This is a genomic window from Chloroflexota bacterium (assembly GCA_016875875.1).
Lineage (GTDB): Bacteria > Chloroflexota > Dehalococcoidia > GIF9 > UBA5629 > 9FT-COMBO-48-23.
Window position 1 is genome coordinate 180,144 of sequence record VGOP01000002.1, and the last position, 23,104, is coordinate 203,247.

The window sequence follows — 23,104 nt, forward strand, 5'->3', positions numbered from 1 at the left end:
ATATGCTATACTTACCGCTAGTAATAAGACTGTTGGAGTCCGAAGGTCGCCTTAATTGGCGGCAGTAGTCTACGAGCTATGGGATCCTTCGGGCTTTGTTTTTGCCTCCATTTGATTTAACCATTCATATTCTTTCTTCAAATTGAGTAATTCATTATCATCGGCATGCAAAAATTTGAAGCCATAGGAAAATAGATTACCGCCCCTGCGATAGAAGCGCTTGCATAAACTGAGAATATATCGCGGTTCAATAAATCCCAACTCGCTGTATTCTAACCCGTCATTAGCTGCACCACAGATGCAATCAGATGCCTGCAATAGCAGACTTTGCCGTTTCTGCATTATTTTATAATTTCCCCAATCCAAATTGTTCCAAGATATTTGTGTTTCGGGTATTCCTTGAGATAAAGAGGATAAATAATCAGTCATCCCCTTATAGCTAATGTTAGACCGGTATTCGAAGGTCGGGACGACTTTCTCGTTTCCATTATCACGAGCATACCATGTTAGCCTTTCAAGTAAAAGTCTTACCGAATAGAAATACATGGCGCACTTCTGTTTTAAACCCTTTGCCTCAACAATATAGGGATGGGTTTTATCTGTTGTAATAAGTATGTAAAGCCATTTTTCTGTTAATAATTCTTTACATACGTATAATTTCTTATCATGTTTTTTGATATCTCGCCAGTGTAATGGTTGGTCTTCTCTCAAGTTAAACCTATTTCTAATCCTAGTAACCATTGAGCGGGCTTGTTCTTGTAGTGAATCGTGAACGACAAGTGCTCCCACAGTAAACCACCTGGAACCACCGCAGGTTATGCCCTCATCCCCACTTTCGTCTATGTAGCAGTTGAATGCCATACGAACATTATAAGTGCTAATTTTTGTACATTCAATATTATCATTGGGTAGTGGGTCAAAACATGAGTCATGGTGGTATAATATTAAGCTCGTGCGCTGAGCATCTTTAGAAATGAAAAAGGATAGTTATTTTGGCAGCTGAGACGAAAACAAAGGGCTTCTATGGGTGGTGGTTAATATTCTTCCTTTGGGTTGTTTATACCATCCCCATCGGTTTTGCCTTCTACAGCCCGGCGGTGCTCTATCCGTTTATGATTGAGGAGATGGGATGGTCGAGGGGAGAAACAATGATAGGCGCTACTGCCTTAATGTTTCTCTTTGGCCTCACTGGCCCACTGGCTGCCTGGATGATTGGCCGTTTCGGAGCGCGTGTTACCCTGGCTATCGGCGGAACCATTGTGACCATGGCTACATTTCTCATGGGCTTGATAGGCCACATCTACTCAATGTACCTCGTTCTGTCTCTATTTGTTGGCTTGGGGGCAGCGCTTGCCTCGATGATTCCGGTTCAAACGGTGATCGTCGCTTGGTTTAGTGCCCGCCGTGCCATGGCTATGGGCCTGGTAATGGGAGGTGGAGCTATTGGTGGTTTTTTGGCGCCTCAAATAATAAGTGTGGCGGTTGAGGCTGGCGGTGGAAACTGGCGCGTTGGCTGGTTTATTATCGCCTTGGCTTCAATAATCGGGATAGTTGTGGCTATGCTTACGGTGCGAAACCAGCCATCTGATGTAGGTCAACATCCTCATGGGCTGGCTCCGCATGAAGCGGAGGCAGCAGTAAGCGATACCACTCGGGCGACGCGAACATATCGCACCCCCGTTGATTGGACTTTGCGCGATGCTCTAAAGGCGCCAACGTTATGGCTTTTAGTGGTTGCTGTGGTGTGCAGTTTCTTTCTGTGGCAGGTGATTGTCACTCAGGGACCTCTCCACTTGCAAGACCGTGGTTTTGACCCGGCCATGGCGGCCTTCTTCTACAGTTTGGCTATCGGCTTGAGCATTGTGGGGCGTTTCACTACTGCCGCTCTGGGTGACATTATCGAGCCACGCTTCCTTTTTGCCTTCGGTGCTTTTTGCGTTCTGCTGGGAGGGTTTCTGTTCTGGTTCGTCTCGCCCGAGGCTATGTGGACGGCTTATCTATACCCGCTGCTGGCCGGTTTTGGCTTCGGGCTAGCCTATATCTGTGTCCCCACTATTATTGGTAACTATTTGGGGGCCACGGCCTTCGCAAACATTAATGGAGTGGTTTCGCCTATTTCGATGTCGTTTCAAGCCATGGCTGCGCCTCTGGCAGGGTTTGTTTATGACCTCCAAGGCACCTATTTCACAATCATGGTCATCTCTTGGATAGCAGGAGCCATTGGCTTTGTAGCTATTTTCCTGTGTACGCCACCAAAACCAAAGATAGACACGAATGTTGGCTCAGTCTAGACAGCGTGTCTATAACCAGGCTCTTAATCGTCTGAAGGCAGCTATTTTCTCCTGGTCACCAACTTTGGCCTTTTCCAGAGCTTTATGCAGGATTTCGATGCTTCTATCGTAGGTTTTCCTGTCCACAGGATAAGGGTGACCATCTTTGCCGCCGTGGGCGAAGCTGTAGCGGGCTGGGTCACGAAGGCTGACCGGTACATCGTAGATAAGCTCTGAGATCAGGCTGAGGGCGCGGATAGTTTTTGGGCCGACACCTTCTAAGCTCAGTAGATTCTCGAAGTTGTCGGGTTTATGCTCATAGGTGATAAGAAGGGTCTTATGTAGACGGTCGGGATGGATATCATCGAGGCTGAGGTGATGGCGAGATGGCAGGTCTAGGGTCTTGAGTCTCTTTAACTGGCTGATGAGTACCTCTGGTTTTTCCTCAAGTGTGATCTGGGTGATGGTGTCCCGTGCCGGTTGGCTCTCAGCGGCTACTAGATTTAAGGCTGTGCCTTTAGCCTGTGAGCAGATGGCAGAATGGGGTTCGCAGACAAAATCGGTTATTTTTTCGCCCAGCCAGTGATAGCGGCGGGCGTAGCGATTGTTTTCATTCATCCCCTGCTGGACTACCGACCATGAACCATCGGCGGTGAAGAGGAAGGTATGGTGGTATAGTTGATAGCCGTCTTGAAGTGCTGAGTTATCAACCTTGGCTGCCATACGGCTGGCATAGACCAGGGTTGATGGGTTTGACTTTAAGAGATGACCGTAGTTCTCTATTTCAGCTGGAGTTTTCCGCGATGTTCTGCCCTTGCCGCCGGCGATGAATAAGCCCAGGTCGGTTTCCAGCCCTCTTATCCCTTCCTTGAGGGCACCGCATGCTGTGGTGGTGACGCCGCTGGAGTGCCAGTCGTAACCTAGGACGCAACCGAAGGCTTGAAACCAGAAAGGGTCTGACAGGCGGCGGAGCATCTCATTAGGACCGAACTCGGTGGTGATGGCGATGGTGATTTCCCGAGCCAGCTTGGTCATGCGGTCGAATAGCCACCGCGGCGCTTTGCCGTAGTGCAAAGGCAGATTGGCAATTCCAGTTCGTTGTGCCGAGTTGGTCATTTGCCCGGTTTTATTGCATGGACCTTTAGGCTTCTAATTGAGCTGCCTAGCTTTTTAAGATCATCTCTGGGGATAGCTAGGTCAGTAATTAGTGTCTGTAATGTCGGGTCGTTTAGTGCGTAATCAGTAGGGAAAGATGTCTCATCAACTATATTTACTCGCTTGAACCCCGCTGCCTTGACAGCCTCTAAATATTTATCCTTCATTTCAGCGCCAGACACACAGCCGATGTAAGCAGCCACAGAGTTCTTTATCGAATCCGGAAGTTCTCTCATCAAAACTATATCTGAGACCATCAATCTGCCACCCGGCTTCAACACTCTGAATGCATCTTGGAAGACCCTTTCTTTTTCCGGCGATAGGTTGATGACGCAGTTGGAGATAATTACATCGGCATAATTATTAGCCACGGGCAGGTTTTCAATTTCGCCCAGCCGGAACTCCACGTTTCCGTAGCCGCCTTTCTGGGCGTTTTCTCGGGCTTTTTCGACCATCTCCGGCGTCATATCCACGCCGATAACCTTGCCCGTTTTGCCTACTTTGTTAGCCGCCAAGAAACAGTCGAAACCGGTGCCTGAGCCAAGGTCGAGTACAACCTCACCTTCCTTCAAAGAAGCTAGTGCTACTGGGTTGCCACAGCCAAGGCCTAAATTAGCTCCCTCTGGAACTGACTGTATATCCTCGTCGGTATAGCCTATCATCTTGCTCATATTTGTGGCTATGTTGGTTGTGCCACAGCACGGATTCTGTGGAGCACAACAAGAACTGCCGCTTTTGGCAACTTGGGCATAGCCCTCCCGAACGACTTTTTTGACCTCTTCTTTTTTCATTTTCTGACCTCCTATCTAGATAAAATTAGTATTATGATTTCCCCTTTTGTTTGCTTTCTACCCTAACTGGGCAGTGATACTGCTACCGTCAGCCTCCAGGACCACAGGAGCCGGAGTTGGAGGGAGGGCATGGGGGAATAATGATTACTGGCATAAATGGTTCCTTTACCGAAAACTGGCCGCTAAGGTCACCAATGGTAACCACGTAAGTCCCAGGTAAATCTCTGGATATTTTGAAGACCAGCATACAATCAGCCCCGGCAGGTATAGTCAGTTTCTCAGTCTGGTTTGTGACGCCGTCTATCTTCAATTCAGCAGTGTAGCTGCTCTGAGTACCACCTACGTTGACTATTTTGGCGGTGATAATTATATTCCTCCCGCTGTCAACCTCAGTTGGGTTGATCTCCAGGTTAGAAAGACGAAATTCCGCAGGTAAAGGCTTTTCGACCACGAGGGTTGATTCCATGCTTCCAACCGAGATTCTATAGGTTCCAGCCTGGCTTCTGGTAAGCGTGAAGGTTATTAACTCTGTGGCTCCGGGGGCAAGTGCAACGCTTTTCCTATCATCCGCTACGCCGTTGACCATCAAAGGCACGTTGTACGTATCCGTTTCGGCGTTGTTGTTTCTAACCTCAACCTCAACGGTGGCTTTCTCACCGGTGGTAATCTTTGCTGGTGTAACGTCTAGAGACAATACTTCGAAGCCGGGCTGAGCCTCAACGCAGGCCTGCAGGAACATCAGCATTGTCATCAGCGCAAGTAAGCATATCGTGCCAATGGTTTTTTCCTTCATAGTCGGCAGACATATATTTGTTAGCGAACTCAATTCAGTTGCCATAGAAGACTTCCATAATGATTAGCATTTTAAAGTGTTAGAATCAGCCAGAAGCCTGCAGCTATCAGCAGGATGCCAGATGCGATGCGAATCGGCCCGGCAACCTTGTTGGCAATTCCGGTCAATCTACCGAATCCTATACCTAATATAGCTGCTACCATAGGTAGGCTATACCCAATGGCGAACACGGCCAGTATCAGGGCACCCCATCCTCCCTGTCCTTTTAATACAGATAAGCCGAGAACCACTGGTAGTATCATCGGGCCGCAGCATGCCATGGTATAGGTTATACTGGCACCGCCGACACCCAATCCCATAACCGAAGCCCCTACAAAGCCCCGTGGGAGATTCCTTTTAACCGGGCTGAATGATGGGATGTGGAAGGGAAGAAGGTTAAGTGCTGCAAACCCGAAGAAAATCGTAATGACGGCAATCAGTATCTTGCCGTATAAACCGAATATGCTTCCTGCCACCTGCCCAATGTAACCGACAAGCCAGCCGGCTGCTGATAGGGTAAGGACTGTTCCTAGCATAAAGAAACCGGCTATTACCAGGATGTCCCTTTTCTCTGGCTGTTCCTGGGAGCCGGCATATCCGATGACCGCAGCTATCAACGGAACACTGCAGCCAATACAACCGACTGCAGTGATCACTCCCAGCAGAAACCCTGCAGGCAGCACTAAAAAGCCGAATTCAGGTGCACTGAAGACCTGTTTAATCCATTCTTCCATGGTAACTACTTTCCGGAGCAACAACCAGAGGAGCCACCTGGCGCACAAACAGGTTGGGTAACCACCACATATGTCTGCAGAAGCTTTCCTTCCGTGATGTCGCCGGTAATAATCGCTCCGTTGCCGCTGGTGCTCATGACCAGAACCGCCGGTAACTCGGCAATAGCCAAGCGCTCCGTCGTGGTTGAGAACTCGGGGTCGCTGGCGCTCAATGTGAAAGTCCCGACACTTGTATGTCTGGCCTCGATTTTTACTGTGGCGTCGGAAATCCGGTCGGCAAGTGTTTTAGTTGAATCGCCATCACTTCCTGGCAGAACCACGAAAATTAAATCATGGTTAGTGAATATGGCATTGAGCTCTTGGACCCAAGCCAGGTCGCCAATGCCCAGTGTAGATGCGGCATTGCAGACAGTATTGGATGCTATTTGCGGTATGCCACTCTTATCCAATGGGGTGCTTGAAGCATTGATATGCCGCGTTACGATGGAATAGGTTGTCGCACTTATAACCATGAGCATTCCTAAGGCAAAGACGGCAATCTTCCACCATTGTTTCTTGCTCGGTGGTTGCTGCTTAGTACTATCCGCCAGAGACGGACAACATCCCTTTTGGTCGCAACAATCTGCCTTTCGCATCTTTTCAGAGCCTTTATCGCTCATTATATAGCCTCCTTTCTGGCGTCAGAAAGAAATCAAACATTGACAGGCTGTTTAAAAAACGTGGCCAGCGAATCAAGCGTCTCGGGGTCGACCCAGCACTCGACGGTCTGTCCACGCCTTTTCATTCTAATCAGGCCTGCTCTGTGGAGTTCTTTTATATGGTGAGAGATTGTTGAAGGCGAAAGACTCAGATTTCTGCCAATCGCCCCTACGCATTCACGAATGTCAGTATCTGTCTCGCAGGTCTCTCCAGGGGTGCAGCATGAAGCCAGGCGCATGAAAATGCTCAAGCGGTGTGGATTCGACAGCGCCTTGAAGGCGATGGCGAGTCGCTCAGCGTCGGTATTTCGAAAATTCGACATATTTCAAATTATAAACAAGATAATGTATTTTTGTCAAGTGGTATAGTGGTTTACTTTAACTCTCTTGTTAGCTCTTATTGTGGTTCGTGGCGAAATATTTTCGCCTAAGGTAGAAAGCCACGTTCACTAGGCTGATGAGTATTGGTACTTCAAGAAGTGGACCTATGACGGTGGCAAATGCCTCGCCCGAGTCAATGCCAAAAAGGGCAACTGCTACAGCTATGGCCAGCTCGAAATCGTTCGACGCCGCGGTGAAGGAAACTGCGGTTGCTTTCTGGTAATTAGCCTTTAGTTTGTAGGCAATGAAGAAGGTGAAAAACCACATAAAGAAGAAGTAGATAATAAGCGGCACTGCTATTCTGGCCACGTCCATGGGCAACTGCACGATGTATTCTCCCTTCAGCGAGAACATGACCACGATGGTGAAAAGCAGCGCTGCTGGCGTTACGAGGCTCAGCTTAGGCATCAAGGTGTGTTCAAACCATTCTCTGCCCTTCAGTTTTATCATGCCGTACCTGGTGATAATGCCGGCTAGGAAGGGTATTCCCAGGTAAATGAACACTGTTTTGGCCGCCTCGGCGATGGATATGCTGGCGTTCACCCCCTCCACAATGCCGAGCTTGCTCAGCAGCACGGATATGAAGATGAATATGTAAACGGAATAGAAGAGGACCTGGAAGATGGCGTTGAAGGCTACCAGACCAACGGCGTATTCCCTATCACCCTGGGCGAGCTCATTCCAGACTATGACCATAGCGATGCAGCGAGCCAGGCCGATAAGGATCACTCCTATCATGTATTCCGGGTAGCCTCTTAGAAAGACAATAGCCAGGACGAACATAAGAATGGGACCAAAAATCCAGTTCTGGAATAGAGAGAATCCCAGGAATTTGACATCAGAGAATACCTTGTTCATCTCCTCGTATTTCACCTTGGCCAGTGGTGGATACATCATGAGAATAAGCCCTATGGCTATAGGAATAGAGGTGGTGCCTACTTGGAAGAAGGTGATGAAGTTAGCCACCCCGGGAACGAAGTAGCCTAGACCTACCCCTATGCCCATGGCAAGGAATATCCAGAGCGTCAAGAATCTATCTATTATAGAGAGTCTACCAGCTATAGTTTTCGGCCCGGCGTTTTCCATAGATTATTCTCCTATTCCAGAAGGTTGGCTAAAGCCTTGCGGTTTTCAGTGAACTCAGGCTGGTCTAGGTAAGGACAATCCTCAAGGTGGCATTTCCCTTTTGCTAGGTCAATGGCGAAGGCAAGGCAGGTCTTTTTGCCGCACTTCTGGCAATCGGTCTGGGGCAGGAGTTTGTGCAGCACCAGCCCCGTGCCCATCTTCGATTTACCCGGTTCGGTAGCTTGATGTGGCTGATTTAGCTTAGATTCAATTTTATGATATATAGCCGGTTTGGGATATGCCCCCATATCATAGAGCGTGTAGCCCATGAATGCTGTGGGAGCCTCCTGATAGCAGCTCCGAACTGCCTCTTCTATCACTTTTGGATTTAATCCGGGGACTTTGGTGTCTCTTTCACCTGGTTGACCCAGCAGATTGACGATGGTGACTGTTTGCTGGTTAAACCTGTCTATCAGTTTCGTGGGTATGTTGTAAAGAAATGGAGTGAGGGCTTTTGAGCCGATAACGCGTTTAGTGTCATCGACGCCATTTTGTTTGAGCGCCAGCAGCGCTTCGCCGGGCAAATGGCCGGCTGATTCCCTGCCGCAAAGAACCATGTAGCGGATATTCGGGTTAGCCACGATATTGCAAATCATCTTCTCTAACCCTATGTTCTCTGTCTGTAGCATGCCGGAAAGAGCCGCCCCTGAGTCTATTCCAGACATTACCAGTTCATTCAGCTCGGGGGGTATAGCCCAGTCAAAGGTGTCCAGAATGACGCAGACGGCGACGGGAGAATAGTCGTTGCCCCTAAGATAGCGGCCTTCCTCTGGAGGATAGCCCTCTGGTGGTTTTACCTTGAGCATAGCGTACTTATTTTCAGGTACCTTTGAGGAAGGTGTTGAAGAGACGTTCCAAATCTTCGGTATTGCTAAATTCTGGGTCTATAAGCCGAATAATTCCGTCACCATCGATGAGAAAAGTTGTGGGTAAGACGGGCACCTTATAAAGGTCACTCACTACTCCTTCAGAATCTAAAAGAACGGGAAAAGTCAACCCCGTATCATCAACATACATCTGAATTATCGATTCCTTCACTTTGGGGTGGATAGAGAGTATCGCTATCTTGTCTGTCGGGATTTTGGCATAAGCCTCTTGAATTATAGACATCTTTTTTCTGCAGGCTGAGCATGACCATAGCCAGAAGTCCAGCATAACTAATTTCCCGCGGTAATCGCTTAACGTTACAGTTCTACCATCAAGAGAATTGAGGGTGAAATCAGGTGCGGGTTTGCCTGTTTGTCCACTCAGGGCAAGTTCAGGCGAGATTACCTGATTGCCACTGACATCTATTGACCTTATCTGGTAATGGTATATGGCATCGACTTCGAGTGAGGTCAGATTGATACTGTGCTGCGTGGTAAGTGTATCGTTTGATATAGTGTTTCGGTCTTTAGCGCCTGGAATCCAATATTCGACTTTGCTGGTGGCCGGTCTGTTTGTACCCCAGGTTATTGTGGCACTGGAGTCGATGAGGGCAGACACTCTAACATAAGAAATTGTAAATTGACTTGGAGCTGGAGCCAGTGTTTTGAACGAGTGCTCTTGCGATAGTGCCTGTTTATCTTCAGACAGAATATTAAAGTAGTATGTGGTATCAGGGGAAAGTCCACCGACGAGCATCTGATGAGAATTAACCGGTTTTTTGTTAGTCACAGTAATGACGAAAATGTGGTCTTCTGTATATATTTCAATGTTGCTTATTGCTGGCTCATCTGTTGTCCAGGAGATTACCGCACTTGTCTCAGATAGTTCTGAAACAGATATGTCAGAGGCCACCGGAATCTTTGCTGTGGTATCATTCCCGGGAGCGGCAGTGTGGGTGGATGCTGCGATGGCACCGTATGCAAGCAGGCCAAGAACACATATGCCGGCAAAAATTGCAATAAGAGGATGCTCTCTAATGCCTTTTCCAATCAGCCTGAAAAATGCCATAACTCTGGCTCCTAGATTTCCTAGTTGCTCACTAAATACACGCATTTTTAACCTTACTGTTGCTGCATCAAACTTCTTTCCCTTGCCTAGATTGTCCAGCCATCGTCTGCTGGAAAGGAAACCCGCCGGATGGATGATTATTATCAAAATGGCAAGAGCGATAAGTACGAGGTCATAAATAAGGGATTGAACAGGTGTGAGCGACCCGAAATACTTTTCCCAGATGCCAAAGCAACTGGCACATGTGGTGTATCCTCCCTGGATAATCGACCAAAGATTTGTTCCTAGAAATGCTAGAAGGAGTGGAATGGTCAGAATAGCCATAAGCCGTGGTAGGAAACCGACGAGTAGACAAGCTCCTAAAATGAATTCTGCCCAGGGAATGACACGTGGTATAAAAATATCATACATAAAAGAGATAGTGCCCGGGGTTATGAAGATATCGGGGATGATGTTGCTGATGAAGTCAACAACTTGGGCTGGCGCCTCTTCTGCCGCAATTATTTTGCCTGTCCCCGATGCCAGCAATGTTAGCCCGATAAGGATACAAGCAATCAAACTTATTTCGCCTCTTACCCGCTCTCGACTTCTCTTAAAAATCGGCATTATATTTCACACCCTTTTCGGTTTAATAATTTAAAGATTGTATCCATAGTAGTACATAATATATGCCCACACCTATAAAAATCAAGGAAACGATTATGCGAATTATCCGTTCGGCACGGGTAATGGCATTCAACCAGGTGGCAATTCCGGCTACCCCCAGAGACAAGAGTGTGCCAAATATCAGTACTGGCAAGCCGGTGCCGATGGCATATACCGCAGGCAAAGCCACGCCACCAGTGGACTCAAGAGCCATAGGTATCAATGCCCCAAAGAATAGCACAGCACTATAGGGGCAAAAAGCTAAGGCAAAGATAATACCCAGCAGGAATCCGCCTATCATGCCCCAGTCGGCCACTTTTCCTCCTAACGAGGCTAGTTTCCCACCTCCTCGGCCAAAAGAAAACCTGTCGATGGTTAGCATAAGCAAACCGACTATAATCAGGATTGGACCTAAGATTTGCTCACCGACATCCTGAAGAAATGAAGACACTCCTGGGATTTCGAGGCCAACCACGATGATGAGGACGCCAAGAACAGAATAAGAGACCATGCGTCCTAAGGTATAGAGGGTGCCGGTTATTACAGCGTACTTGCGGTCTGTCACGTTGCGACTGATGTAGGCTACAGCGGCGATGTTGGTCGCCATGGGGCAGGGGGCGATGGCGGTTATCAGTCCAAGGAGCAGTGCTGTGAGTACCGGGATATTAGAACTGCCCAAAATGCTGCCTAAGTCCATTATTCTACGTCCTTAAGGCTTTGCTCGATGGCGCTCTTGACCTGTTGGTCGAAGCCCGCTTTGTTGGTTCTGCATTTCCAGTACCAGATTTCCTGTATGTCTCTAATGTGGTCGGTACCATCCTTTACCGTATTTATAAACAATTGTGAGCCAACAGCGCTGTATTTCTTGACGATAGCGGCGTTCTTGCTGTCCCCGATGTTGTATACTCCAAAAGTCAGCTTGCCGCTTTTCAACTCGTTCTGAAAGTACGTGTTCACAACGTAGATGATGCGCTCTTCGAAGCAGAGGCAGGTGACACAGCGTTGCGGGCGATGGCAATAGACGACGTCCACCCTTTGATTCTGAAAAGTTGACGGCTCATCAGGCGGCGTAGTCGTTATTTCAGATGGCATGGTAGGTTCCTCTGGTGGTGTGGCTGGTGTGGCAGCCTGACTTGAGCAAGCACAAAGCAATCCGACAGCCAGGACAGCGGCTATAGCGAAGCGCAGCTTGGCTCTAAGTGATATGTTCATATTTTTCGGTATCTCCTTAATACTTTGAATTTGCCATGTTTTACCATGGTTATAATATCAAGAGCCCTTTTTCTGCTCTCCTTTAGCCATGGCATTTATGATTAACTGCGTGACCTCTGCTTTTGAAGGCACCTTACCGCTACTGACCACCTGTTCATTGATCACCAAGCCAGGTGTGGTCAGGATGTTATAAGCTATGATTTTGCTCATGTCTTTGATCTCTTCCACAGTGGCGTCAATGCCGAGTTCTTTAACTGCCTCCCTGGCGGTCTTTTCCAACTCGTAGCACCTGGCGCATCCCGGCCCTAGGACCTTTATGTTCATCTTTAACCTCCTTTATTTATCAAAATGTCTCAAATGTCATAGACTGGTAACAAAACCGTATATCAGTCCGGCGGCGGTGCAGCAGACTGTTATGATACCGACGTACCAGAAGAGCCTCTTGGTGCCAATGAACTGTCTGACGACCAGAATGCTGGGCAGGGAGATCACCGGGTCGGCCAGCAGGTAGGCCAGGAGAACCCCCTTTCCCATGCCCAGGTCTAGGAACATCCGCGCCATTGGTACCTCCACTAGGGTTGGGAAGTACATGAAGACTCCGAACAGGACCGCCGCTAATGTCGCCCCCACCGTTGAGCTTCCGAAGTAGCGACCGATGAAATCTGCTGGTATGACTACCCGGAGCATGCCGGCCACAAAAACGCCGACCAGCAGCAGGGGAAGAATTTGGCGGACAAAGAACCATGTCTCCCGCATCCACCTCATCACATCGTCTCGGCTTAATGTGTGCCTGACTACGAGCACAAGCCCTGTTAGGAGCAGGACAAGCCCAATCAATTTCACCGTAAGCGTTATCAGAGATGAAGCTCCCCAGAGCAGGATGGCAACCAGAAGGGCGAAGAATACCCAGAGCCAGTTTGAGACTTTGCTCTTCTCGTTCATGGCGAAGGCTTGAGCAGGTGGGTCATCAGCCGCTTTTTCAGGCTTCTTGTCAGAGAACAGAGCGGCCATGCTGATGCCGATGATGACGGCAAAACTGATGGACAGGATGATGCGGGCAAGGGCAAAATCAATGCCAATAAGACTTGCGGTGTAGATGATGGCCAGTATATTGGTAGCCGGGGCGGTATAAAGAAAGGCAATTGCTGGTCCAAGGCCGGCCCCGCTACGCCTTATTCCCGCAAACAGGGGTAGGATGGTGCAGGAGCAAACAGCCAGGCACAGCCCAGCCACAACCGACATAGGATACGAAATATACTTGGGTGAGTTTGGTCCGAGATAACGGAGTATTTTCTCCTTAGGGAAAAGCGCATAGACAGCGCCGGCGATAAAGAAAGCCGGCACCAAGCAGGTCAGGGTGTGGGCAAGGATGTAGTCCTGGAGGGCAGCCACGCCACCTTTAAGAAGCTCAATAACTAACGACATTTTCCGAAACTCTTCTACTAGTTGACCGGAACTTCAGCGAATACTTCAGTTACCAGCGTTACCACTGGTTTCATGCGTAGAATCATATATGATAGAGCGACTTCGCGCCTCAAGGCGACTTTAAGCTTCAATTTGCCGGTTATTCTCAATCTGATGACATCCTGTTTGCCTGAAGCCATCAGCTTCCAGGTGCTGTAATTCCCGGAAAGCTTAAAAATTGCGTCTTCGTGTTCACCAGGAGCCACAGGCATCAGGTCTCTGAGAGCGCCATCCCGGAAATCTGCCCAGATGTGCATTCGTATATCTCTTATCTCGTCTGCAGATAACTTTGAGGCTTTATTCAACACTTTATCTATATTCAACTCTCTAACAGAGGCGTCTAGCGGAATCCCCAGGCTTTCAAGAATCTTGCCTGTAGGTGCATCCTTATACTTTTTTCGTGCCTCCGGAGGCATTATATCCATCAAGCTCATGAAACCTTCCACGATTTCTTTTTTGTTTAACTCTCTTAGGAGTTCCTCGTCGCCCTCGACTGTACACAGAAAATCACCGTGCCAATCCTTTGCCGCCTCTTTATTCTTATTTTGCTTTGCGGCCTCTAAAACCGCCTTAACCCATTCCTTTGACGGAAACACCACCATTTTCTGGGCTCCGCTCCTTGGTTGAATTCTTAAATTTGCATATACGCATACAATGGGATAAAAAGAAATGGCTTAGTTGGGTGTTCCAACTACACAACCAGGGCCTATTCTTTGGGCGTTCCTCAGCCTTTTTCTATCCTGCAGGGCTGTTTCATTTCCCTCAAGCGCTTTGTTGACAGCCTCGATCAGGTCCGCATAGTGCTCTTTTAGGCCTTCTTTATCTATGGAATACAGTGCCCATAGCCCGAGGCGCCTGAGCTTCAAGAATCCGGCATCGTAGAGGGCACTCAGGTTTCGAGAGGCACGGGACTCGGAGATATTGAGCGCCTGCATCACCTCGCAGACGCAGCACTCCCGCTCCAATAACAGGTTGAGAATCCTCAGTCTGGTCTCGTCGGAAAGGGCCTTAAAAGCCTTTACTAACTCTCGCATTTCTGAACCTCTGTCCCTATATGCGCATTTATGCATATAGTACTACAGGAGAGTTATCTTGTCAAGTGCGGAGAATTTTAATCTTGATATTGTTTTGGGATTTAGAAACGTAGGGACAGACCTTCAGGGGTTCTGTTCTAAAGTGGTTGCCGTACTCATGTAACCGCCTCAGGAATTATGCTAGAATTGTTATATGCGTGATATCATCAATATCGCCTTCGGTATTTTGCTTGCCAACTTCTTCTATACATTTCCCTTATTGCTTAAGGAGAAAGGCATATTTGTGAATACGATTCCTTGGCTACCTTTCTATCTAACCGTAGGTTTGCTTATTATCCTTTTGCTATCTCGACCAATCGGTAGGCTTTTAAACAAATATTTGTCTCCTAAGGTAAAGGAATGGTTTATAAAATGGTTTCTTTGAAAACAACCAGTTCCGAGCAGAACCCCTTCAGGTCTGTCCGCTGCGGACAGGTCTAAAGACCTGTCCCTACATTTGTTGGCTGAATTTACGGTGTGGTAGGCACAGGTTCTGACTCGTAAATCCTCTCTTCAGCAAGCTGCTCTTCGGTAAGGGAGACATCGGCTTCAATGTCTCTGCCCTCAATACCTCTAGCTAGGATTTCCTTGTAATATTCATGCTGGATGATTAAGTTCATGATTTCATTGCTTCCGGTCCAGATCATGAGAAGTCTGGCTTCTCTTAGTGCCCGCTCCACGGGGAATACATTGGTATATCCGATGCCACCAAGAATTTGCATGGCGTCGTTTACCACTTCCCAATGCGTTTGGGTGGCCAGTTTCTTGACTTCGGATACCAGTCTTCTTTGATAACCCGGGGTACCTATGCCATCGTCTATTGTCTTGGCTACAGCATAGGCCAAAGCGCTGACGGCATCGAGTTTAGTTACGCAATCGGCGATTTTGAAGTTAACCCCCTCGAAATTTCTTATGGTCTGGCCAAAAGCTTTTCTCTTGTTGGCATATCTGGCGGCTATTTCCAGTAACGCCCGGGAGCCACCCACTCCACCTGAAAGAAGCCTTTCTGGCACCATCAACTTGTAAAATATCTTTGCCCCATCGTTTTCCTTACCCAGCAGATTCTCCTCCGGCACCGGCACGTCTCGAAAAACTAATCTCCCTGTGCCCGACCCTCGGCTGCCCATCAAGCCGTAGACATGCTTTACCTCCACTCCAAAGTCCCTTTCCACGATGAAAGCACTGATTGAATCTCGGCCGGCGCCGGGATTGGTGACGGCGAACACCAGAAAGAAATCGGCACCTTCAGAGCCGACGACAAAGCGTTTTTGCCCGGTAAGGTAATAGGTGTTGCCTTTCTTTCGAGCCACGGTGGTGGCACCGAAGAAATCAGAGCCGCCTCTGGGCTCAGTGAGCGCCTCTCCCGCCCACTGCGTTCCAGCCAGAAGAGGTTTAAGGTATTTCTCCTTTTGTGACTCGGAGCCGAATACATTTATGCCCTCGCCAACTATGGAGACCACTGAGCAGAGACAGGCAAAAGGTATGCCCAGTTTATTGATCTCTCCTATGTACAGGATTTCATCCACCCATTTGAGGTCCCTGCCACCGTACTTTTTGGGAAACCTGAGCCCAAGCAGATTTCGCTTGCCTGCCTCCCTGACAAATTCATAGGGAAACTCGACTTTATCAGCATCCATATCCAGAATGAGCTGTCGGGGTACGCTCTTGACGAAGTCCTGAACCTCCTGTTTGAGCTTCTTCTGCTCTTGGGTCAAAAACACTTCTAACATTCTTCTCCTCCTTTGTGCTTGGCTTCAATAGTTGGGTATATCACAACCCCATGTCAACAGATATCATGATTTTACCCCTTTTTAGGCGAAATGCCAAGGCAGTCACCCCTCTCACTTACCAACGGATGTAGTTGCGACCCTTTAGGGTCGCCTCGCGTGAGGCTAAAGCCTCGTAGCTACATATAATTATCAGCGATAAAAGTGGGGGCAGACCTCAAGGCCTGCCCCGCATCTGTTCAGATGTAAGGTGTCGCATTGAGACTTTTGAACTGAGCATCGCCTAAGGGCAGAGGGGACAGGTTGGACACTGGGTGCAGAACGTGTTCTTGCAGTCTTGATATCCAGTCCAGTAGTCTCCGTATCCGTAATAGTAATACGGGTAGTAATATGGATAATTATATGGATAGTAGGAATATGGGTATTGAGGATATTGAGGACATTCCGGACACTTCTGACATTCTGGACATAGTGTCTTGCCCTCTTGTAGACCTTTGGTATAGCCCTCGCTGTAGCCAGTCTCTTTACCTCTGTTTAAACCCTCGTTGTAACCTGTGTTGTAACCCTCTTGTTTCCCCTTTTCATACCATTGCTGGCACACTGGGGGCATTGTTCCTGGTGGTACGCAGGCGCATCCGGCAAAGAAAGCCCCGAGCAGAGTCAGAACAATTACCGGAAGCAAAATATATATCGTTCGCCTACTTATTCTCATTGACTCCTCCTTTCGCTAGCTCTTTCTCTTTCCATTTTTATTTTCTTTTTCCTCCTTTCCTTGACCGCGCTTTTATTATGCTCTGGTAAAGACCTGGTGGTGCTCTATTTTCGCTTACTGCGTGCAGTACTTAGTTTGGGAGATTTAGCCTTTACTACCTGCTTTGTTTTTTGCTGCTTGCCTTTTGTTTTTGTTGCGGCCTTTTTTGTGGCTCGCTTTATCTTTACCGACCGAGTCGACTTTGCAGTCACCCTTGCCACCGCAAAGGGTTTCTGGAATGTAACCTTATCCTCTTCAGCTTCTTTAGAAGGCGTTGTTACTACTGCGTCATCCTTAAACAGAGGTCGTTTATCTAGCGGCATTTTTGCCTCATTAGCTTTAGTCCATTTTACCGCTTTCTGGTTATAGGGTTTCTCGAAACCATAGACTCGGTAGGTAATCATGTCTGCCAGGTGTGTAACCAGCCAGGCTATATCCAGAGAACTTTCCCAGTCTCGTTCTATACCGATGCAGACCATGTTGTTTTCCGGGCTGATATTGGGATGAAAATGGGGGGTGAGACACAGGACATAGGGTGCTTCGTTGGGATAACCAGGTATACCGGCTGGCAGATAAATCTCCATGATGTGGTTTGCCGTCAGGGTTGGCTTCTCGCTGGCAGGATTAAGCATTATGCCTTTGTATTTAAAAGTGACGCGGTATTTTGTGGGCGGGTCGCCCTCTATAGATTCAACCTCGATAAGGTCAGATTTGGCAGCTAGCTCCTTGAGCCATTCATGTTCTTGTTGCAGCCGCTTTTGTAAGTCGATTGTTTGTGTTTTCACGCCCGGCTGTATGAAATAGCACAGAACCAGTATCTCATTTTCAACGACACCGACTGAGGCTAGAGTCTGCCACGGGTGAAGCGTTAAGTATCGGGAGACCCCACCTCTTCTTAAATAGCGTCCCTCGGGATTCCGGTATAATTGCTCACCGGTCTTCTGAAGATAAGCGACCATTTGCCTCCCAGGTCCCCGCTCCTTAACTATTTGCGGTGTAATTTGCGAGAGCAGCCTTCCAACCGTGGCATTTTCGGAGACTAATGCCGGATAATAGCGGTCATGGGTGAAATCCCAGATGTATACTCTCATTTAAGCCACCTCCTTCATTTATGTTGCTGGCTGAATTATCAGGCCTCTTCTTTTGCCTTTTCCCCGAGTGGTGCCAGAGGGCACTCCCATGTGGTGCAGCCTCCATATTCCATCCAGCATGACCGGTGATGCACTGTGCCACACTTGGGGCAGGTGAAAGAAGGGTTTTTACTGCTGTATTCTTGTTTGCCGCACCAGAGGCAAGGTGTCTCCTCCACGTTTTTTTTAACTATCTCTTGGCTTGCTGGCTTGGCCTTGGTGTATCGCCGACGCATTGTGTACAGGACTATGAAACCAATAACAAAGCCGGCTATGCATAGGGTGAGGACAAGCAATACCGTCACGACTTCAACACCCCGCCTTATGCTACCTTATGGCTCTCGTAAGCCCGATTGTATTTGCCAACGCTGGCATTAGCATCTATGACTTGCCAGACAAACAGGAAAATGTAGGCGATGGCTAGTATGGCAATCAAGGCGATGTAGGCGGATTCCATGTAGTAGTAATATGTAACGGCGCAGGCTATCAAACCACCAATGAGCGCCAACCCGGCAAAGAGAATGAGAAAACCTATGGCTATTCTGCCCAGAATTATGTGTCCTAGGCCATGCAATCCGAAAATGCCGGGGATTACAGCCAGAGCCATGACTGTGTTCCCTGAGACACGGCTGTCGGGTATATGGATGTCACAGTATTGACACACTCTGGCATTCATATCTATTTCTTTTCCGTGCTCATGGCACATCCTTTTACGCCCATAGCGTTCCTCCCGCTCTGTGACTGCTGCTGCAGGCCCTACGGCTAATTCGCCGGCGATGACTTCTTCCTTGGTATACTTTCCGCAAGCCTTGCATTTGAAGTCGGCATTGTAGTCGGTAACAGGACCACAGCTAGGGCATAGACGGACTAGTCTTACCTCCAACTCTTCCATAGTGAACCTCCTTTCATGTGAAATTTAATACTTTATCCCTGTCCGCGTCAAGTTCAAAGTGGGCCACTGACGCCATATTCCTTGCCGTGATAACGTGGAACGGCGGCACTTGCCCCTGGGACAAAGTCTTGTCCAGAATCCATGGTGTAGCTTTGCTGATAGTGGATGTCATATCTGGCTGCATGAGTTTTTTGCATTTTGGACATCTTAGCTTGTCTGAGCTAAGTTTGTCGAGTCGTTTCAGAATCTGCCTAGAGTGACCGCAAGTGCAAGTCGCTCTGAAAACCAGGTCAAAATCCAGTTGTATAACTGCCCCGGAACCAAGTTTCTCTTCGGCCATATTCAACAGTTCCCCGAAAGTGCTGTCGGCAGCGCCCCTTGCAGTACTAATAACGGATTTGAATTGATTATGGTTTAGGCATCTTTCGTTGAGGGGAAAGTTAGCCGGCAAAAACTCATTGGTCAACCCGTTGAAAACAAGGCCGCTGCCGCCGGTAATCTCATGCCCGTGGGTAAGTTTAAGAGCTTCCTGGACCTGGAGCCCGCCGATAATGGAGGCGATGGTGGGTGTTGTCGGGACTCTTCCCTGTTCTAGCTCCTCAATCGGTAGCAGGCAGGATAGGCGGCGTTTCATTTCCTTGTAGGCTTCCTTTGGTAGATTGCATTCGTAGCAGGCACCTTCACCGGGTATATAGACGTGGAATTCTCCAATCAGTTCCTGTATGCCGCCGTTAATCCAGGGCGTGCCCACCTTGAAGCAGGCGCGGTTGATAAAAATCCTAGCGCCGAAATTGTCCACTCCAACCAGAATGACATCCATATTGCGGAAGATGCCGAGGCCGACATCGCTAGTGATATCACCACAAATGTAGGAAGCCTTGACATCCGGATTCAGCTCCTTCAGTCGCTGGGCAGCTACCTTGGCCTTTAGTTTACCGATGTCCTCAGCCCGGAACAGGACAGAGCGGGTAAGGTTGGCAGCTTCAACGACGTCAAAGTCAATTATAAGTATGCGGCCGGTGCCGACCAGTGCCAGGTTTTTCAGGATTTCGTTTCCTAAAGCTCCAGCACCGACTACCATCACCTTGGCCTTGGCCACCTTTTCCTGTTGCCACCAGGAAATCAATCTAAGAGTGTCGTAGCGACCCTGAATGGGGTCTGGAGTATGGCTAGGGTGTGAAGAAGCGTTCTGATTCTTCATCATATTCATCGGTAGTTGAGTTTAAATTTTTGACCTTAAAGACTAAGTTCTCACTGATTCCACTTCTTATTGTCTTGGATTTAAGGTGGAATACAAATTCAAATTCTCCGTTAGGCTTTAGTTCTTGAGCTTCGGGTGACTCCAAAATGGCAAACACTGCGCTGGAATCGATTGAAACCTCAACCATACCAGAACTATCTCCTCTATTCTGTACCAGAACTAAAACCTTCTCGCCCTCCCGTGAAATTTTCCCATCATCGTTTTCATCTTTTACAGAAATAATCTTGAAGCTCGGCAGTTTCTGCTCTGGTTTGGCCAACGGTTCGGTCACCGGAACGACTGTAACAAAAATGATAACCTCCTCAGTCTTTTTGTCACTATTGTAGCTAAAGAGCATTTTGTCTAGGTGGTCTCCCGGGCTGAGATCACTGCGCTTCGCCGTAACATTGATAGTAGCATTACCGACTCCAGATTCTTTATCCACCTTTATCCAGTCCGGTTTAGATGAGACGAGCCAGGAGAGGTTTCCGCTGCCGGTGAATGATAACTGTAGAGGCATTGTATCTTTGGCTGCGCCAAAGAGCAAATACTTCTCAGAGACGGAGAGTGAGATGCCGGCTGTTGGTGTTGCGCTCGTCTCTGTCTTTCGCCACTCTGTAAGCTCACCGGTATTGATGATATATGCACTCAGAGTCCAAGGCTTCCCAGTTCCATCATTAGCTTGCAATTCCAAGGCGCCGATGTTGTTACCACTATTCTCTTGTGGATTAGCTGTTGGCTGTTCCACAATTTCTTTCAAGGTGATGGGCAAGGATTTTTCTTTAGTCCAGGGCTTTTCCTTGTTCAGTGTATAACGCCAAACCTCGCCGTTATTTTGAATGAAATAATAGTTATATACCTCCCCTTTCTCTTCGTTACGGAATGGGACAGCAGCTACTGGAAAATCCTTGAATGGTGGTTGGCTTGCCTCCTTCTGTCCTCCTGGTAACCAGACGGTAAAGGCAAGTCCTATGATGATAAACAGAGCCACAAAAAGCGCCAAAGCCGGTATAAGGAAAGCAGGCATCTTCCTTTGCGGTGGTGCCATTTTCTCTGGCTGAAGTAATGGTTCTGGCTCATTAGACAGGACTTCATAGGTGTAGAAACCTTTGATCGCCTTTATTTCTGAGCTATCCCAACCGAAAAAGCTGAGCTCGTTTTTTATGGGGTCACATACAGCAGCCACATGCCACGGGTGTGAGAAAGCAACGCGATGGGAATTTACGTCATCATCGGACATGAAGGCGCCGAATCCGGGATGAGTGTGGTACCAGCCGACAACTTTCTGGTTGGGATAGTTTCTCTGAGCTGATTCTACGAGCTGTAGCCAGACCTCATGGGTGAACTGCGCCTGGGTTTGATTCCCGGGAGCAGAATCCGATTTAACAATGCCGACGATGTCAACCCGATATTTGCCAGTGCTATCTTCGGAGACATTGCCCAGAAGGATACCGACTATCTCTCGTTGAGGATTGGCTGCACCGTGGCGATAAATGGCGTCGTAAGCTTGCTTCTCTATGTAGATAACAACCTTGCTATCTTCAGGGCTTCCCCAGACCTTCAAGCTCGCCTTGCCGCTGATTCTGTTCATCGGCCTTTACGCGTGCTCTTGCTTGGCTTCTTTTTTTCGCCCTTTTTACCTCGGCCCTCTTTACCAGTCTTTTGTTGAGCTTTCCCCTTAGCCGCACCCTTCCGTTTTTGCAGTTTCAGCCCTCGGAATTTTCCACCGGTTAGAAAGTAGGCGGCAACAAGGCCACCTATGACTCCGACGACCGCTGGGATAATCACCAGAATTAAGGGAAATGGTTTGATAGACTTTAACTCCATCCCGTTCTGGTTAAGCATAAGTCTGATCCGCTGGCCACTCTGGCCTTCGATCCTTCCGCTCATAGTCACTGGCTCGAAGTACTGGTTGTTCAGGGTTGTGGCAGCGGCAACTGTATAGTCAGTGTTCTGAGCGCCCTGGAGTTCTATAAAATAGCGGCCGAACTCTGGTTTGGTAATGAGGTACAGTTTCTTATTGTCCATATTGAACCACGGTGGCGATATCTCCTTTGATCCAAAGAGCAACTTTCTCGGCTCCACCGGCCCGTCAATGGTGATACCAACGATATTCTGCCATGTGGAGTATTCCTTAGCTTCTGGCCAGCCAGGGAAAGCATCGAAGGTGAAATCAGATAAATCAATATCCGGTGGATAAAAAGAACGCCTCAGGGTGAAGTTAACTTCGGAAGCGCCGCGCTCGGCCTGAACCTGTACACTTTTGCCAGGCTGTGGTTCGCAGGCGATTGCATCGGCAGAAACAGTTTCTGTAACCGTAGGTATCTGGTTAATCAAAGTGTAATTGTTGCCAAGCTGGTAGGAGATAAATTCATAAAATCCATCGTTGTTTGTTGTGGTGCTTTGCATAGTACTGGCAAGATAAACAGTAGCCATGCTAATCGGGTTCTGATTGGTGTCAGTGACGCGGCCTGATATGGACGCTGCCCGGCTGAAAACGCGAATGTCATACGAGGCATTGCCCGTGACCGTAGTCGCCTGGAGGCAGGGGTAAGTCTCGAACCAGCAATCTGAAGCAACACATACGTAGCTGACGCAACTGCCCCATACTTCCACTACGGCTTGACCCTCGCAGGTGAATCTTACCTGTCCTGGTGTTGATGGTGCCGACCACGAGAATGTATAAGTGCCACTTGTGGTGAAGTTGGCAATTGTTTCCTGAAGACCACTTGGAAGCTGGGCTAGCACACGAACATAGGTGTTGACTACAGATGTGCTGACGGTAATATTTACAGTCTCGCCGGCCAAATATACTGGCTTGTCGGTCCTCAGCGACAGTGAAAGATATGATGTTTGGAGAGCGATTTTGCTCTGGATAGTTTCTTCATTAGATAAAGTGGCATTTGTAAATATTGGAATAGCTTCCTTTACTTGGAAATTTGAAGCAGTTACTTGACATGGCACAACCACGGAACCTATTGTAAATAAGCCCAAAACCAAGGTACCAGCTAGGATCAGCAGAATGAATCTCATCTTTGCCCTCCTCCCG

The 23,104-nt window shown here is 48.3% G+C and carries 25 protein-coding genes; 1 reads left to right on the forward strand and 24 read right to left on the reverse strand.

Annotated features, from left to right (window positions below):
* Positions 1 to 69 precede the first annotated feature (69 nt).
* Complete coding sequence (locus FJ023_02320; protein MBM4446175.1) at positions 70 to 861, reverse strand: DUF3800 domain-containing protein; 792 nt, start codon at positions 859 to 861, stop codon at positions 70 to 72.
* 122 nt (positions 862 to 983) lie between these two features.
* On the opposite strand from FJ023_02320, the gene FJ023_02325 reads away from it, so the two are divergent.
* Positions 984 to 2,291 (forward strand): MFS transporter, encoded by a 1,308-nt coding sequence (locus FJ023_02325; GenBank protein ID MBM4446176.1) that lies wholly within the window; start codon positions 984 to 986, stop codon positions 2,289 to 2,291.
* Positions 2,292 to 2,300: 9 nt separating this feature from the next.
* On the opposite strand, the gene FJ023_02330 is transcribed toward FJ023_02325, so the two are convergent.
* The 23 genes from FJ023_02330 to FJ023_02440 all read right to left on the reverse strand — a co-directional run bounded on the left by FJ023_02330 (position 2,301) and on the right by FJ023_02440 (position 23,088).
* Positions 2,301 to 3,386 (reverse strand): DUF763 domain-containing protein, encoded by a 1,086-nt coding sequence (locus tag FJ023_02330; GenBank protein MBM4446177.1) that lies wholly within the window; start codon positions 3,384 to 3,386, stop codon positions 2,301 to 2,303.
* Positions 3,383 to 4,216, reverse strand: a complete 834-nt coding sequence (arsM, locus tag FJ023_02335) for an arsenite methyltransferase (protein ID MBM4446178.1) — start codon at positions 4,214 to 4,216, stop codon at positions 3,383 to 3,385. The genes FJ023_02330 and arsM overlap by 4 nt, the downstream gene beginning before the upstream one ends.
* An 88-nt stretch (positions 4,217 to 4,304) precedes the next feature.
* A complete protein-coding gene (locus tag FJ023_02340; GenBank protein ID MBM4446179.1) occupies positions 4,305 to 5,054 on the reverse strand; it encodes a hypothetical protein in 750 nt (249 codons plus the stop codon).
* Positions 5,055 to 5,080: 26 nt separating this feature from the next.
* Positions 5,081 to 5,782, reverse strand: a complete 702-nt coding sequence (locus FJ023_02345) for a hypothetical protein (protein MBM4446180.1) — start codon at positions 5,780 to 5,782, stop codon at positions 5,081 to 5,083.
* Positions 5,783 to 5,787: 5 nt separating this feature from the next.
* Positions 5,788 to 6,441 carry a hypothetical protein gene (locus tag FJ023_02350; protein MBM4446181.1) on the reverse strand — a complete coding sequence of 218 codons (654 nt, stop codon included), beginning with the start codon at positions 6,439 to 6,441 and terminating at the stop codon, positions 5,788 to 5,790.
* Between the two features lie 32 nt (positions 6,442 to 6,473).
* Entirely contained in the window at positions 6,474 to 6,803 is a 330-nt protein-coding gene (locus FJ023_02355; GenBank protein MBM4446182.1) for a helix-turn-helix transcriptional regulator, read from the reverse strand.
* 67 nt (positions 6,804 to 6,870) lie between these two features.
* Complete coding sequence (arsB, locus tag FJ023_02360; protein ID MBM4446183.1) at positions 6,871 to 7,947, reverse strand: ACR3 family arsenite efflux transporter; 1,077 nt, start codon at positions 7,945 to 7,947, stop codon at positions 6,871 to 6,873.
* 11 nt (positions 7,948 to 7,958) lie between these two features.
* Complete coding sequence (locus FJ023_02365) at positions 7,959 to 8,792, reverse strand: tetrahydromethanopterin S-methyltransferase subunit A (GenBank protein ID MBM4446184.1); 834 nt, start codon at positions 8,790 to 8,792, stop codon at positions 7,959 to 7,961.
* A 13-nt stretch (positions 8,793 to 8,805) separates the two neighbouring features.
* Entirely contained in the window at positions 8,806 to 10,527 is a 1,722-nt protein-coding gene (locus tag FJ023_02370; GenBank protein ID MBM4446185.1) for a redoxin domain-containing protein, read from the reverse strand.
* A gap of 22 nt (positions 10,528 to 10,549) precedes the next feature.
* A complete protein-coding gene (locus FJ023_02375; GenBank protein ID MBM4446186.1) occupies positions 10,550 to 11,263 on the reverse strand; it encodes a sulfite exporter TauE/SafE family protein in 714 nt (237 codons plus the stop codon).
* Complete coding sequence (locus tag FJ023_02380; protein ID MBM4446187.1) at positions 11,263 to 11,778, reverse strand: hypothetical protein; 516 nt, start codon at positions 11,776 to 11,778, stop codon at positions 11,263 to 11,265. The genes FJ023_02375 and FJ023_02380 overlap by 1 nt, the downstream gene beginning before the upstream one ends.
* A gap of 57 nt (positions 11,779 to 11,835) precedes the next feature.
* Positions 11,836 to 12,102 (reverse strand): thioredoxin family protein, encoded by a 267-nt coding sequence (locus tag FJ023_02385; GenBank protein ID MBM4446188.1) that lies wholly within the window; start codon positions 12,100 to 12,102, stop codon positions 11,836 to 11,838.
* Positions 12,103 to 12,138: 36 nt separating this feature from the next.
* Positions 12,139 to 13,203 (reverse strand): permease, encoded by a 1,065-nt coding sequence (locus FJ023_02390; GenBank protein MBM4446189.1) that lies wholly within the window; start codon positions 13,201 to 13,203, stop codon positions 12,139 to 12,141.
* Between the two features lie 17 nt (positions 13,204 to 13,220).
* Positions 13,221 to 13,844, reverse strand: a complete 624-nt coding sequence (locus FJ023_02395) for an SCP2 sterol-binding domain-containing protein (protein ID MBM4446190.1) — start codon at positions 13,842 to 13,844, stop codon at positions 13,221 to 13,223.
* 72 nt (positions 13,845 to 13,916) lie between these two features.
* Complete coding sequence (locus FJ023_02400) at positions 13,917 to 14,276, reverse strand: winged helix-turn-helix transcriptional regulator (GenBank protein MBM4446191.1); 360 nt, start codon at positions 14,274 to 14,276, stop codon at positions 13,917 to 13,919.
* 509 nt (positions 14,277 to 14,785) lie between these two features.
* Positions 14,786 to 16,045: an acyl-CoA dehydrogenase gene (locus tag FJ023_02405; protein MBM4446192.1), complete on the reverse strand. Its 1,260-nt coding sequence runs from the start codon at positions 16,043 to 16,045 to the stop codon at positions 14,786 to 14,788.
* Positions 16,046 to 16,325: 280 nt separating this feature from the next.
* Positions 16,326 to 16,754, reverse strand: a complete 429-nt coding sequence (locus FJ023_02410) for a hypothetical protein (protein MBM4446193.1) — start codon at positions 16,752 to 16,754, stop codon at positions 16,326 to 16,328.
* Between the two features lie 104 nt (positions 16,755 to 16,858).
* On the reverse strand, positions 16,859 to 17,884 hold the full coding sequence (locus tag FJ023_02415; protein ID MBM4446194.1) for a ubiquitin-conjugating enzyme E2: 1,026 nt from the start codon (positions 17,882 to 17,884) through the stop codon (positions 16,859 to 16,861).
* 38 nt (positions 17,885 to 17,922) lie between these two features.
* Positions 17,923 to 18,228, reverse strand: coding sequence for a hypothetical protein (locus tag FJ023_02420; GenBank protein ID MBM4446195.1), 306 nt, complete (start codon positions 18,226 to 18,228; stop codon positions 17,923 to 17,925).
* Between the two features lie 17 nt (positions 18,229 to 18,245).
* Positions 18,246 to 18,815 (reverse strand): TM2 domain-containing protein, encoded by a 570-nt coding sequence (locus FJ023_02425; GenBank protein MBM4446196.1) that lies wholly within the window; start codon positions 18,813 to 18,815, stop codon positions 18,246 to 18,248.
* A 13-nt stretch (positions 18,816 to 18,828) separates the two neighbouring features.
* Positions 18,829 to 20,025, reverse strand: coding sequence for a HesA/MoeB/ThiF family protein (locus FJ023_02430; GenBank protein MBM4446197.1), 1,197 nt, complete (start codon positions 20,023 to 20,025; stop codon positions 18,829 to 18,831).
* On the reverse strand, positions 19,985 to 21,646 hold the full coding sequence (locus FJ023_02435; protein MBM4446198.1) for a hypothetical protein: 1,662 nt from the start codon (positions 21,644 to 21,646) through the stop codon (positions 19,985 to 19,987). Before FJ023_02435 ends, FJ023_02430 begins: the two co-directional genes overlap by 41 nt.
* The gene (locus tag FJ023_02440) at positions 21,643 to 23,088 is read right to left on the reverse strand and encodes a hypothetical protein (GenBank protein MBM4446199.1); all 1,446 of its coding nucleotides are present in this window, start codon (positions 23,086 to 23,088) and stop codon (positions 21,643 to 21,645) included. Before FJ023_02440 ends, FJ023_02435 begins: the two co-directional genes overlap by 4 nt.
* Between the last annotated feature and the right edge of the window lie 16 nt (positions 23,089 to 23,104).